At 62.2% G+C, this 13,364-nt stretch carries 10 protein-coding genes; 2 read left to right on the top strand and 8 right to left on the bottom strand.

Annotation, left to right across the window (positions count from 1 at the left end):
* The first annotated feature begins 1 nt into the window (after position 1).
* The gene (locus ACL0K2_RS16360; RefSeq protein WP_045163842.1) at positions 2 to 2,068 is read left to right on the top strand and encodes an EAL domain-containing protein; all 2,067 of its coding nucleotides are present in this window, start codon (positions 2 to 4) and stop codon (positions 2,066 to 2,068) included.
* A 7-nt stretch (positions 2,069 to 2,075) separates the two neighbouring features.
* On the opposite strand, the gene serB is transcribed toward ACL0K2_RS16360, so the two are convergent.
* Positions 2,076 to 3,290 (bottom strand): phosphoserine phosphatase SerB, encoded by a 1,215-nt coding sequence (serB, locus tag ACL0K2_RS16355; RefSeq protein WP_413043045.1) that lies wholly within the window; start codon positions 3,288 to 3,290, stop codon positions 2,076 to 2,078.
* A 206-nt stretch (positions 3,291 to 3,496) separates the two neighbouring features.
* Here serB and ACL0K2_RS16350 point away from each other — a divergent pair, with 206 nt between their 5' ends.
* A complete protein-coding gene (locus ACL0K2_RS16350; RefSeq protein ID WP_413043044.1) occupies positions 3,497 to 5,062 on the top strand; it encodes an AhpA/YtjB family protein in 1,566 nt (521 codons plus the stop codon).
* Positions 5,063 to 5,203: 141 nt separating this feature from the next.
* Here the strand turns inward: ACL0K2_RS16350 and ACL0K2_RS16345 are convergent, their stop codons facing one another.
* The 7 genes from ACL0K2_RS16345 to cpdA form a co-directional block, all read right to left on the bottom strand.
* Positions 5,204 to 5,896, bottom strand: a complete 693-nt coding sequence (locus tag ACL0K2_RS16345) for a membrane integrity-associated transporter subunit PqiC (RefSeq protein ID WP_239611149.1) — start codon at positions 5,894 to 5,896, stop codon at positions 5,204 to 5,206.
* A gap of 216 nt (positions 5,897 to 6,112) precedes the next feature.
* Positions 6,113 to 8,371 (bottom strand): DNA topoisomerase IV subunit A, encoded by a 2,259-nt coding sequence (gene parC / locus ACL0K2_RS16340; protein ID WP_413043043.1) that lies wholly within the window; start codon positions 8,369 to 8,371, stop codon positions 6,113 to 6,115.
* Positions 8,368 to 8,895, bottom strand: a complete 528-nt coding sequence (locus ACL0K2_RS16335; protein WP_045163848.1) for a TIGR02281 family clan AA aspartic protease — start codon at positions 8,893 to 8,895, stop codon at positions 8,368 to 8,370. The genes parC and ACL0K2_RS16335 overlap by 4 nt, the downstream gene beginning before the upstream one ends.
* Positions 8,892 to 9,875, bottom strand: a complete 984-nt coding sequence (locus tag ACL0K2_RS16330; RefSeq protein WP_045163849.1) for an esterase-like activity of phytase family protein — start codon at positions 9,873 to 9,875, stop codon at positions 8,892 to 8,894. Before ACL0K2_RS16330 ends, ACL0K2_RS16335 begins: the two co-directional genes overlap by 4 nt.
* A complete protein-coding gene (gene parE / locus ACL0K2_RS16325; protein WP_045163850.1) occupies positions 9,872 to 11,758 on the bottom strand; it encodes a DNA topoisomerase IV subunit B in 1,887 nt (628 codons plus the stop codon). The genes ACL0K2_RS16330 and parE overlap by 4 nt, the downstream gene beginning before the upstream one ends.
* Before the next feature lie 18 nt (positions 11,759 to 11,776).
* Positions 11,777 to 12,394, bottom strand: a complete 618-nt coding sequence (locus ACL0K2_RS16320) for a YqiA/YcfP family alpha/beta fold hydrolase (RefSeq protein ID WP_045163851.1) — start codon at positions 12,392 to 12,394, stop codon at positions 11,777 to 11,779.
* Positions 12,395 to 12,520: 126 nt separating this feature from the next.
* Entirely contained in the window at positions 12,521 to 13,336 is an 816-nt protein-coding gene (cpdA, locus tag ACL0K2_RS16315) for a 3',5'-cyclic-AMP phosphodiesterase (protein WP_045163852.1), read from the bottom strand.
* Between the last annotated feature and the right edge of the window lie 28 nt (positions 13,337 to 13,364).

Here is a 13,364-nt window from a genome sequence, read left to right as displayed (position 1 = left end):
CATGGCCCCGCAAAAGAAAACCATCCGCCTGCTGATCCTCGAGGATTCGCAGAATGAAGCTGAGCGACTGGTCAGCCTGTTCCGAAACGCGGGCCAGGCGACGCGTGTGCACCGTCTCACCTCCAGCGAGGACCTTGCCGAGGCACTTCAGCAGACCTGGGATTTGCTGATCAGCGCGCCGACCAGCGTCAACCTCGATCCCAGCGAAGTCATTGGCGCCATTCGCAAGCAAGCCAAAGACATTCCGGTCATCCAGCTGGTCGATGGTAATGATGTCGACGCGATCACCGAAGCCCTCGCTCTCGGCGCTCAAGGTGCGCTACCGCAAGGGGAAGACGAATGGCTGATCCTGGTTTCCAATCGAGAACTGACGAATCTTGACGAGCGTCGCGCCCGCCGCTCTGCAGAGCTGGCGCTGCGCGAGGCCGAGAAGCGCTGCCAACTGCTGCTAGAGAGCTCCGTGGACGCCATTGCATACGTCCACGACGGCATGCATATCTACGCCAACCGCGCCTACCTCGAGTTATTCGGCTACGACGACGTAGAAGAACTGGAATGCATGCCGATGATCGACCTGATCGCTTCCTGCGATCAGGGGGAGTTCAAAGGTTTTCTGAAGAACTATCAAAGCATCCAGGGCAACGCCGAGCTGGTTTGTGGCGGCATTCGTGCCGACGGCGGTAATTTCAAGGCCCGCATGCATTTTTCCCCGGCCAGCTATGACGGCGAGCCCTGTATCCAGGTGGTCATTCGCGCCGAGACTGGCAACGAGGAACTGGAAAAGCTGCGCGAAATCAGCAGCCAGGACCTGGTGACAGGGCTTTACAACCGTACCCATTTTCTCGAATTGCTCGACGGCGCAGTCGAACGCGCCGTCAACGCGGGGCAAAGCTCAAGTCTCGCTTACGTACGGATCGATCGCTTTGCCAGCCTGCAGGCCGATATCGGCCTCGGCGATTCGGACCGACTGCTGGCCGAGCTGGCCCAACTGCTACGCGGGCAGTTTCACGAAAGGGCCGAGCTGGCACGCTTCGGCGACGATGCGTTTGCGGTGTTGATGCCTGAGGCCGCGCCTGCCCAACTCGAGCAACCATTGACCGAGCTGCTGCATAAAGTTGAAGGCCATCTGTTCGATGTCGGCGGCCGCACCGTTCAGACCAGCCTGAGCATCGGGGTCGCAGCACTCGACGAGCGGACCGCGAAAGCGCGAGACGTAATCGATCGCGCTCATCGCTGCGCCGAGGAGCTTGCCGATGGCAACGGGCTTCGAATTTACGACCCGGCCAGCGAACTAGCCAAGGCCGCCAGCCGAGGCAATATCCTCGCGATGTTGCAACAGGCACTGGAGAAAAACAGCTTTCGCCTGCTATTTCAGCCGATCATCAGCTTGCGCGGCGACAGCCACGAGCATTACGAAGTCCTGCTACGCCTGCTTGATCCGCAAGGGGTGGAAGTCCCACCCGGCGAATTCCTCGATGCAGCGAAAGAAGCGGGACTCGCCACCAAGATCGACCGGTGGGTCCTGCTCAATTCCATCAAACTGCTCGCCGAGCATCGCAACAAAGGCCATAGCACACGGTTGATGGTTCATTTGTCGGACGCCAGCCTACAGGACCCGTCATTGCTCACCTGGCTCGGGGCTGCACTCAAGGCATCCAAACTGCCGCCTGATTCGCTGATCTTCCAGCTCGACGAAAATGATACCGTCGCTTACCTGCGACAGGCGAAAGCCCTGACCCAAGGGTTGACCGGGCTGGGCTGTCGCATCGCGCTGAGCCAGTTCGGCTGCGTGCTGAATCCATTCAATACGCTCAAGCACCTCAACGTCGACTTCGTGAAAATCGACGGTTCCTATACCCAAGATCTGAGCCGTCAGGAAAACCAGGAGGCGCTCAAGCAGCTACTGGCAGACCTGCACGAACAGGCCAAGCAGACCATAGTGCCCTTCGTCGATAGCGCCACCGTCCTGGCCACCCTGTGGCAAGCCGGTGTCGGCTACATCCAAGGTCAATATCTGCAGGGGCCAAGTCAGTCGATGGACTATAACTTCGCCTCTGACGAAGAATAGCCGAACGCTACTCCATGCCTTCCCGATCCCTGAAACCGAGTAGATAGAGAATCCCGTCCAGCCCCAGGGTCGAGATCGCTTGTTTGGCCGACTGCTTGACCAGTGGCTTGGCACGGAAGGCCACGCCCAGCCCAGCCAATCCGAGCATCGGCAGATCGTTGGCGCCGTCGCCGACTGCAATCGTTTGTTCCAAACGTAAACCTTCCCGCGCAGCCAGTTCCCGTAGCAGATCGGCCTTGCGCTGGGCATCGACGATAGGCTCCTGGGCGATGCCGGTGAGCTTGCCGTCAACGATTTCGAGCTCGTTGGCATAGACGTAATCGATGCCAAGCCTGGCCTGCAACTGGCGTGCAAAATAGGTGAAGCCGCCCGAGAGGATTGCCGTCTTGTAGCCCAGCCGCTTCAATTCGGCGAACAGCAGTTCGGCGCCCTCGGTAAGCCGCAGGCGCGCGCCGACTTCAGCCAATGAGCGCTCCTCCAGGCCTTCGAGCAGCGCCAAGCGCTCCTTGAAGCTGGCGCGGAAATCCAATTCACCGCGCATCGCTCGCTCGGTGATTTCCGCCACCTGATCGCCGACTCCCGCCACCTTGGCCAGCTCGTCGATGACTTCAGCCTCGATCAGCGTCGAGTCCATGTCGAACACCGCGAGTCGACGGTTGCGACGGAACACCGAGTCACGCTGGAAGGCGATATCGACATTGAGTTCTTGCGCCACACTGAGAAACTCGGCGCGCAACGCCGCGGTGTCGTCCGGCTCGCCCCGCACCGAGAACTCGATGCAACCCTTGCCCAGGTCTTCTGGCATGTCGAGCGGCTGACGGCCAGAGAGACGGTCGATGTGATCGATGTTGAGGCCATACTTGGCGGTGATCGAGCTGACCCGCTGCAACTGCTCGGCAGTGACCTTGCGAGTCAACAGCGTGACGATATGCCGGGGCTTGCCCTGCCCTGCGACCCATTGCTGATAATCCTGCTCGGCGACCGGTGTGAAGCGCACCTGCTGGTCGTGCTTGTAGCCCATGAACAGCACGTCCTTGAGCACCGAAGAGGCTCGTTCGGTATCGGGGATCTCCACCAGGATGCCGAACGACAAGGTGTCGTGGATCACCGCCTGACCGATATCCAGGATATTCACGCCACCTTGGGCGAGCACGCCGGTGATAGCTGCGGTCAGGCCGGGGCGATCTTCCCCGGTGATGTTAATCAGGACGATTTCGCGCAAGGCGCAGCTCCTATGACAAAGAAGGCGGGCATTCTACAACAGCCACCCCGCCGCTGAACGTCACGGTACGCGCCAGACGCACCCCAACCCGGCGATCCGGGCCGCAATATCGCTACAATTCGTCTGCTTTGACCGGGAGACCTTCAGCCTCCAGTGCGCTTTCCGTATACTGCGCGGCACCTTCCTTAAGAGTAGAGCCGCGCTCTGTGAACCGGCCCGCATCCGTCAAGCCCGACAACTTCTTCCTGCTCATCTATCGTGCACTGCGCCAGCGACGCGTTCCGCTGGTTTTGCGGGTGGCCAGCCACACCCTGCTGCTGGTTGCGCTGGCGTTGGTTATCTATGCCTGGGTCATGGGCATGCAATTCAAGCATGCGATGGAACAGCAAGCCGATGCCCTGGGCCAGAGCCTGCTCACCCAGACAGCCGCCTCGGCCACCGACCTGCTGGTAGCCAACGACATACTCAGCCTTAATGTGTTGTTGAGCAATCTGGTTAAGAACCCGCTAGTGGCGCACGCCGCGATTTACAGCGTCGACAACCGGGTGCTGGCCGAATCAGGCACGCGCCCGCAGCGGAACCTGCTGGGCGACGAAGAAGGCCTCTACTCCGCGCCGATCAGCTTCCAAGAGGTGATCGCCGGACACCTGCGCATCAGCCTCGACATGCGGCAATTTCAGCAACCCATGACCATCAGCCTGCAAAGCATGGGATTGCTCAGCCTGATCCTCCTGGCACTCACGCTGACACTCAGCATGCGCCTGGGCCGGCAGCTTTCGCTCCCCTTGATGCAGTTGCGCCTGTGGCTACGCGATCCCGACGATCCGGCGCCCGGTGCTGGCCGACAGGATGAGATCGGCGATTTGGCTCGCCAACTGCAAGCTCGTCTGGTTCCCGAAGAGCCTGAGCCGGAGATCGAGCTGGACGAGAGCATGCAGGACATCTACTCGGCGCACTTCGATGTCCCGGCGGCGGTGCCAGCTACGGACTACGAGCGCTCAGCACCCGATCTCGGCAATCGCCTCGACGATGAAGAGGAACACGAGCGCATGCCCTCGGAGATTGGCATAGCCGACACGCCGATCGAGGCAGACGACCTGGATCCGTTCGATGAGGACCCGCCCTTCGAGGAAGCCAAGCCACAACGGAGCCCCGTACCGGCAGCGGTCGCCCCCGCGACGCCCGCGCAACCCGGCAAAAGCGCAGTGCTGGCGATTCAACTCGGCGCTCAAGAACAATTGCGTCGCCTGCCACGTGCACGCCTTACCGAGCTGCTGCAGCGCTACAGCGACTGCTTACAGCAGGCCGCCACCCTCTATCAGGCCGAGCTGCACACGCTCAACGATGGCAGCAGCCTGATGCTGTTCCACAGCCAGGACGACGAGCAGAACTACCTGACCCACGCCCTGTGCTGCGGCGAGCTGATGCGCGCACTCGGGCACGCTCTGCAGATCGAGGTAGCCGACAGCGGCATCACCCTGCAGCTGCAACTGGGGCTGACCCAGGGCGAAGGTCTGTATGACCTCAGCCAGGGCGACCTGCTGCTCAGCGAGCCAGCGCAGGCAGCGCTGGCGATGTCCCAGCACAGCCGCAATCTGCTATTGGTCGAGCGCGGAATTGGTGAGGACAGCCTGATTCGTCAGCGCGCGCGCATCCGCTCCATTGCCAGCCCGGAAGGTGCCTGCTGCGTCGAGCGCCTGCTCGAACCCTACCCGTCTTTGCTCGAGCGCCAACTCGCGCGCATGCACGAGCTTCGCAATCGCATCACCTGACGCCGGCGTCGACCAGAACCCCAGCCTGCTCGACGGAGCCTTGCGGGACGCAGGCCGATAAAACCCATACAGCACGAGGCCCGACAGGGAGCGCTTATCGCCTCCCAGTCGGGCCTCGTCTGAAATCAGCTTATGAGGATTTCAGAAACGAAAAACTTCCAGATCGGTCCTGATCGGCTCGACCGCGGGAATCGCCGGGGGTGATGACGCCGGCTTACTCGGCGCCTTGCTGACGTTTTGCTTTACGCGCGCCTTGGCGATCACCATCGGCTCGACAGCGGATGCCATCATCTCGCTCAGTCGTTGCAGCAACAGGCTCTGCGCACGTACCTGGTCAGCAGTACTCCCCTGATGCTCCTCCTGCAGCCGGATCAGGCGACTGCCCTGGCGCTTGCCCTGCTTGTCCAACAGGCGCCATTGCGCCTCCAGCACCGCGGGATGCTGCGGACCGGAATCCAATCGGGTTATTTCGAGCTCGATCTGCACGTCGGGGCTGAACCCTTTACTGCCGGGGCTCAGCTCGACGCTCTGGGTCTTCAAGCGCCAAGCCAATTGGCGCAACAGTAGCTGATTGATATCGCCTTGCAGATCGCCGGCCCAGCGAGCCTGCTGGCCATTGGCGGCCAGGCTCCCATCCGGCAAACGTTGCAGCAGTGCATCATGCTGTAGATAGTCGGCCAGCGTTACGGGGCCCAGCAGTATCGACGCGCCGTCTGCCGCTTGCGCAGGCATTTCCACAGTACCGTTGTCGAGTCGGTACATCGGCACGGGTTGGGTCACGCAGCCAACGAGGCTGGCACAGGCTAGTAGCAAAACAGTTGTGAGGCGCTGCACGTTCGTCTCTACCTTGGCACCGGACCGGATGATGCGGTACGCCAGCGGACATCTGCCCGCTCCGTTACGTCTGCCACCTAGTCGCCGTACCGATTGTTTTGATTCCCGATGCGACTGAGGAGCGCAGCAACCGCATCGCGAATCGCGATGAAAATTCGAAGGCCACTATCTTCCGTGAAACGGCTGCTGGAAGCCAGCCTCTAATGGACTTCCGTCTCAGTTAACCGCCTCGACCAACAGCGCGTCCACGCGCTGGAAGCCGCGCGGCAGCTTGTTCCCGCGCCGCCCGCGCTCGCCCTTGTAGTGCTCCAGATCATCGGCCCGGAGCGACAAAGTGCGCTTGCCGGCTTGCAAGACCAGCGTCGCGCCCTCGGGCAGCACGGCGAGATCCGTCAGATACTCATCACGGCTGGCGACGCGATCGCCAGGAATGCCAATGATCTTGTTGCCCTTGCCCTTGCCCAGCTGCGGCAGATCGCGGACCGGGAACACCAGCAGGCGGCCTTCGGTCGTGACGGCGGCCAGCCAGTCCCGATCGCGATTCCTCAACGGCCGAGGTGCGACCACGCGTGCGCCAGCCGGCAACGAAAGCAACGCCTTGCCGGCTTTGTTCTTGGCCTGCAGATCCTCGCCCGTGACCACGAAACCGTAACCGGCGTCGGACGCGATGACGTACAGCGCCTCGTCATCCGGCAACAGCACACATTCGAAGCTGGCGCCCGGCGGTGGCGTCAGGCGCCCGGTCAGCGGCTCGCCCTGGCCGCGTGCAGAAGGCAGCGAATGCGCCGCCAGCGAGTAGCTGCGCCCGCTAGAGTCGATGAATACCGCGTACTGGTTGGATCGGCCCGCTGCAGCGGCCCGGAAACCATCCCCGGCCTTGTAGGAAAGCCCGGTAGCGTCGATGTCATGGCCCTTGGCGCAACGCGCCCAACCCTTCTCGGAGATCACCACCGTGACCGGCTCGGAAGGCAGCAATTCGTTTTCCGAAAGCGCCCGCGCCTCGGCGCGCGCCACGATAGGGGAACGGCGCTCGTCGCCATAGGTTTCGGCGTCGGCGATCAGCTCCTTGCGAACCAGTTTCTTAAGCTTGGCTTCACTGCCCAGCAGCGCCAGCAGCCGTTCCCGTTCCTTGGCCAATTCGTCCTGCTCACCGCGAATCTTCATCTCTTCGAGGCGCGCCAGCTGCCGCAGACGGGTATCGAGAATGTAGTCGGCCTGTAGCTCGGACAATTCGAAACGTGCCATCAGGACCGGCTTGGGCTGGTCCTCGGTACGAATGATATGGATCACCTCGTCGAGGTTGAGGAAGGCCACCAGCAGGCCTTCCAACAGGTGCAGGCGCTTCTCGACCTTGTCCAGACGGAACTGCAGACGGCGGCGCACGGTACCGATGCGGTAGGTGAGCCACTCGCTGAGCAGCACCTTGAGGTTCTTCACCTGAGGTCGGCCGTCGAGACCGATGACGTTGGTGTTGACCCGGTAACTGGATTCCAGCTCGGTGGTGGCGAACAGGTGCTGCATCAATTCGTCAGCGTCGACCCTGTTGGAGCGGGGAATGATGACGATCCGGCAGGGGTTCTCGTGGTCCGATTCATCGCGCAGATCGGCCACCATCGGCAACTTCTTGGCCTGCATCTGCGCGGCGATCTGCTCCAGCACTTTGGAGCCAGACACCTGATGCGGCAACGAAGTGACCACGATATCGCCATCTTCGACGCGGTACACAGCGCGCATGCGTACTGAGCCGCGGCCGGTTTCGTAGATCTTCAGCAGGTCGGCGCGTGGCGTGACGATTTCCGCCTCGGTCGGATAGTCCGGGCCTTGCACATGCTCGCAGAGCTGTTCAACCGAGGTGTTCGGCTCGTCGAGCAGGCGCACGCAGGCGGCGGCGACTTCGCGAAGGTTATGCGGCGGCACGTCGGTGGCCATACCCACGGCGATACCGGTGGTACCGTTGAGCAAAAGGTTGGGCAGCCGCGCCGGCAGGGTCGCCGGCTCATCGAGCGTGCCATCGAAGTTCGGCACCCATTCCACCGTGCCCTGCCCCAGCTCCGACAGCAGCACCTCGGAATAGCGCGACAGGCGGGCCTCGGTATACCGCATGGCGGCAAAGGACTTCGGATCGTCCGGCGCGCCCCAGTTACCCTGACCGTCGACCAGCGTGTAGCGATAGCTGAACGGTTGCGCCATCAGCACCATGGCTTCGTAGCAGGCCGAATCGCCGTGAGGGTGGAACTTGCCGAGTACATCACCAACGGTACGCGCCGATTTCTTGTGCTTCGAATCGGCGTTCAGCCCCAGCTCACTCATGGCGTAGATGATCCGCCGTTGCACAGGCTTGAGGCCGTCGCCGATATGCGGCAGAGCGCGATCCATGATCACGTACATCGAATAATTGAGGTAAGCCTGCTCGGTGAAGTCGGCAAGGGAGCGACGCTCCACGCCGTCCAGGCTCAGGTCGATAGTTTCGCTCATGGTCGATCCGTGGCGTGTTGGCGCAGCACCAGGGTGCCGGCGCGCTGGGTGAATTCGAGTTGTTTCAAGGCACTCATGCCAAACAGCACCTCTTCTCCGCCAAAGCCTGGCGCGATGAGGGCGGGCACGTTTTGCAGCACGATGTCGCCAAGGGCAAGGCTGTCGAGCACCGTACGATAACCGGTCGTCCGACCGTTGGCGGTCTGCAGCGTCACTGGGGCGCCGCGGGGCAAAACAAGGCGTTCCGCCAGCTCGGCTGGTATTGCCACGTCGGTTGCCCCGGTGTCCAGCAGAAAGGTCACCGACTGGCCATTGATCAGCCCGTCAGCAATGAAGTGGCCCTGGAAATTACTTTCCAGCCGCACCTCGACCTGATCGCCCCGCACCACCGAAACGGGTTCACTATTGGGATTGAAGCGACTCTGCTCCCAGTCGGCGAAGAACCGCGTGGCCAGCAGCAAACCCGCCCCCCACGCCAGCACCAGCATGACGCGGCCGGCGCGCCGGCCGGCAGGCTGGGTCACTGCTTGGCACCCCAGCCGCCCTTCGGCGCGGCGAAGCGCCAGACGACCGGCCGCTTTTCGCCGTCGGCACGTGTGAGCCCGTTGTTGTCGACGCCGATCCAGGCACCCTCGGCGTCTACCCACAGTGCTTCGGCATTGCCGAAGGGCGTGTCATAGCGACGCGAATCCGCCAAAGCCGTGGCGGCATAGCTCCAGCACGCTTCGCTATCGCCGGTCGCCGGCTTGCGCCGACAGATCTGATGCCGAACGGGCTCCAACGTGAATAGCTTGTCCCGATGAAAAGCCAGGCCGGAAAAGCGTCGCGGCTGGTCGTTTTCGTTCATCGCCGCAGGCGGTGACTCGCGCCCCCCTTCAGCTAGCAATACGCAACCGCCAGTGCATTGCCAGACGCTCTGCTTACGATGCATAACCATCAAACCGCGGCGACTATGTTCGGCCGCAAGCCACAGCCGATTAGCCTCCGGATCGACAGTGACGCCCTCGAACATGGCGTTGAACTGAAGCAGCATTCCGCTCGCGCGTGCCTGACGGACCAGGCCATCCGGCAGGTTCAGCCACTCCGCCGTGCCCGCCGGGCTGACCCGGAGCACCGCCGCGTGCGCTTCGCTGACCAGATAGCGATTGCCGAGGCTGTCGCAACTCAGCCCTTCAAAATCCATCTCACCACCGCGCACCATGCCGGTAAGGGCGGCCCGTATGCGCACACCCCATGACAAACCAGTGTTCGGTACGGGCGGTAGCTCGAATTGCTCGGCTTCGGCACGCCAGACGGTTTCACTTGCATCCAGGCGGTATAACAGATCGTCCTCCCGATCCGAGACAGCCCAGAGTCCGTCACCGCACCAGGCCAATCCCGACAAGTTGCCATGAGCGATTCCCTCGACAGGATGCTCGCTGACCAGCGCCAGCTCCTGAACATCGCCGACAGCCCAGACCGGTACCACCAGCGCGATCAACAGCGCAATCCAGCGACGGTTCAAATCAGCACCTCGGCGAGGTTACCCTTGGATTCGAGCCAGCTTTTGCGATCACCGGCGCGCTTCTTGGCCAGCAGCATGTCCATCATTTCACGGGTGCCGTCGAAATCATCGAGCGTCAACTGCACCAGTCGGCGTGTGTTGGGATCCATAGTGGTTTCGCGTAGCTGTGGCGGATTCATTTCGCCAAGGCCCTTGAACCGGGTCACCTGAGGCTTGCCACGGCGCTTCTCGGCCAACAGCCGATCCAGAATGCCGTCGCGCTCGGCCTCGTCCAGGGCATAGAAAATATCCTTGCCCAGATCGATGCGGTACAGCGGCGGCATCGCCACATAGACATGCCCGGCGTCGACCAGCGGGCGGAAATGGCGAACGAACAACGCGCAAAGCAGGGTCGCGATGTGCAGGCCGTCCGAGTCGGCGTCGGCGAGGATGCAAATCTTGCCGTAGCGCAGCTGTGACATGTCCGCCGCACCGGGATCCACCCCGATGGCGACCGCGATGTCGTGCACTTCCTGGCTCGCCAGCACCTCGCCGCCATCGACTTCCCAGGTATTCAGAATCTTGCCACGCAACGGCATGATCGCCTGGAACTCCTTGTCACGGGCCTGCTTGGCCGACCCTCCGGCGGAGTCACCCTCGACCAGAAACAACTCGGAGCGCGCAGGATCCTGTCCCGCGCAATCGGCCAGTTTGCCGGGAAGCGCCGGGCCCTGGGTGATGCGCTTGCGTTCGACCTTCTTGCTTGCCTTGAGCCGGCGCCCGGCGTTGCTGATGGCCAGTTCGGCAAGCTGCATGCCCAGCTCAGGGTGCGCGTTGAGCCAGAGACTGAAGGCATCTTTGACCACACCGGAGACGAACGCCGCGGCCTCCCGGGAAGACAGACGCTCCTTGGTTTGGCCGGAAAACTGCGGCTCTTGCATTTTGGTCGACAGTACGAAGGCGATCCGCTCCCAGACGTCCTCGGGCGCCAGCTTGACCCCGCGTGGCAGCAGATTGCGAAACTCGCAGAACTCACGCATGGCATCCAGCAGGCCCTGACGCAGGCCATTGACGTGGGTGCCGCCCTGCGCGGTAGGAATCAGGTTGACGTAGCTTTCCTGGACGCTGTCACCCCCCTCGGGCAGCCACAGCAAAGCCCAGTCGACCGCCTCCTTGTTGCCGGCCAGGCTACCGCAGAAGGGCTCGTCAGGCAGGCGAGCGAATTCGCTCACGGCATCGACGAGATACGAACGCAGGCCGTCTTCGTAGTGCCACTCGACCTTTTCACCGGTGTTCTTGTCCTCGAAACTGACGTTGAGTCCTGGACACAACACGGCCTTGGCCTTGAGCACATGCTTGAGCCGGCTGATGGAAAACTTCGGCGAATCGAAATACTTCGGGTCGGCCCAGAAATGCACGCTGGTGCCCGTGTTGCGCTTGCCGACCGAGCCGATGATGTCCAGCTCACTGGCTTTGAATCCGTCGGCGAAGGCCATGCGATATTCGCTGCCGTCCCGTTTGACCGTCACCTCGACCCGGGTCGAAAGGGCGTTCACAACGGAGATGCCAACCCCGTGCAGCCCCCCGGAAAACTGATAGTTCTTGTTGGAGAACTTGCCGCCGGCGTGCAGCTTGGTGAGGATCAGCTCAACACCCGAGACGCCCTCCTCCGGATGGATGTCCACGGGCATGCCGCGGCCGTCATCGATCACCTGAAGGGAATTGTCCTGGTGCAGAATCACCTGGACGGAGCTGGCATGACCCGCCAGCGCCTCGTCGACACTGTTGTCGATGACCTCTTGGGCCAAATGGTTGGGCCGAGACGTGTCGGTGTACATGCCCGGACGCTTGCGCACCGGATCCAGGCCGGAGAGGACTTCAATGGCTTCTGCGGTGTAAGACATGGGCGTCTCGTGATGTCCTTATAAATCGGAGAAATCGACGTCTGCGAAAATCGCCGGATCGAAGCCGGCGAACGCCAGCAGGGCGGGAAGCCGCTCGGCGAAACCCTGGAAGCCGTGATCGCCACCGGCCTGGATGCGTACCGCGCAACCCCTGTAGAAGTCGGCCGCCTGACGGTAATCGAGGGTTTCATCGCCCGTCTGCAACCAGACCTGATAGCGTTCGGCGTCCCGGGGTGGCGTCACTTCCAGCTCAGCCAGCGCCACCACGTGGTCCTCGGTAAGTTCCCAGACTTCGCCCGTGTAGAGATTGGTCTGCGGCCCGAGATAGCCATCGAAGCGACGGTGCGGCGTCACGGCCGGATTGATCAGTAGAGCCTTGAGTCCGTGACGCTCGGCGAGGTGCGTTGCATAGTATCCGCCGAGCGAGCTGCCGACCAGCACGGGACGCCCCAACTCGGCGATGGCCGCTTCCAGCTGAGCGATGGCATGCCGCGGATGATGGTGCAGCGCGGGTACCTGTAGCCATGCGCTCATGCCGATACGGCCCAACGCAGCGGTCAACTGGCTGGCTTTTTGCGACCGTGGGGAGCTGTTGAGGCCGTGCATATAGAGGATGGCGGGTTTCGTGCGTGTCATGCGGATTCGCTGAGCTGACAAAAGACGGAAAGGCTACTAGGCGAGCCGCGCTGGCTGCAAGCTGCATGAACCGAGTCGTGCGCGAACCCGGCTATGCGATTGCGAACGGGCCGAAGCAGCCGGTTCTCAGTAGCCCTTGACGCTGTAGTCGACTTCAAACGTCGTGCCGACCACGCGAGAGACGCCGGTTTCGAGCCGCCCATCAGCATAGAGGCGCAACCAACGGTATCCCGGCGCACATGTATCGACCTGGAAATCTTCGCTGCCCGGAGCGAACTGCACGCCGGTGGACGGTGTGGCGAGGAGTCGAACGTCACCGCGCAAGGCGTCGAATTCCTGATGAATGTGCCCCCAGAGCACCGCTTGAACGCATGGAAAACGATCAAGCACGGCAAACAGCGCGTCGCGGTTGTGCAGCCCGATGCTGTCCATCCAACGGCTGCCGATGGTGACCGGATGATGATGCAGACAAATCAGGTGATGACGCTCAGGGGCGTCCCGCAGGGTCCGCTCGAGCAATGCCAACTGATCGTCGCGGAGCATCCCGAATACCGAACCCGGCACCAGCGTATCGAGCAGGATGACTCGCCATGCGCCGATGTCCAGCACGGGCAGCATGATCTCGCTGCCGCGGGTAGCTTCCTGCATCGCGGCCAGCTCGTCATGGTTGCCTGGGCACCAGCGCACCGGAGCGTCGATACGTTCGGAAAGCTGACGAAAGCGTTGGTAGGAGGCCAACGAGCCGTCCTGAGAAAGATCGCCTGTCGCCAGCATCAGGTCGATGCGAGGCTGCTCGTCGAGAACGAGATCGACAACGCGCTGCAGGCTTTCGCCCGTATCCAGGCCCAGCAGCTTGCCACCCGCCTCGGCAAACAGATGACTATCGGTCAACTGCACGAGCAGTACCGAGTCTTTTTCAGCAGTGAGGGTCGACGCAGCCAAGCCCCGTCTCCTTTGGCGAAATGGCAGA

Origin of the sequence: Pseudomonas sp. YJ42 (assembly GCF_047225135.1) — a bacterium.
GTDB classification, from domain to species: Bacteria; Pseudomonadota; Gammaproteobacteria; order Pseudomonadales; family Pseudomonadaceae; genus Stutzerimonas; species Stutzerimonas stutzeri_E.
This window is presented reverse-complemented; position numbering and strand designations above follow the sequence as displayed.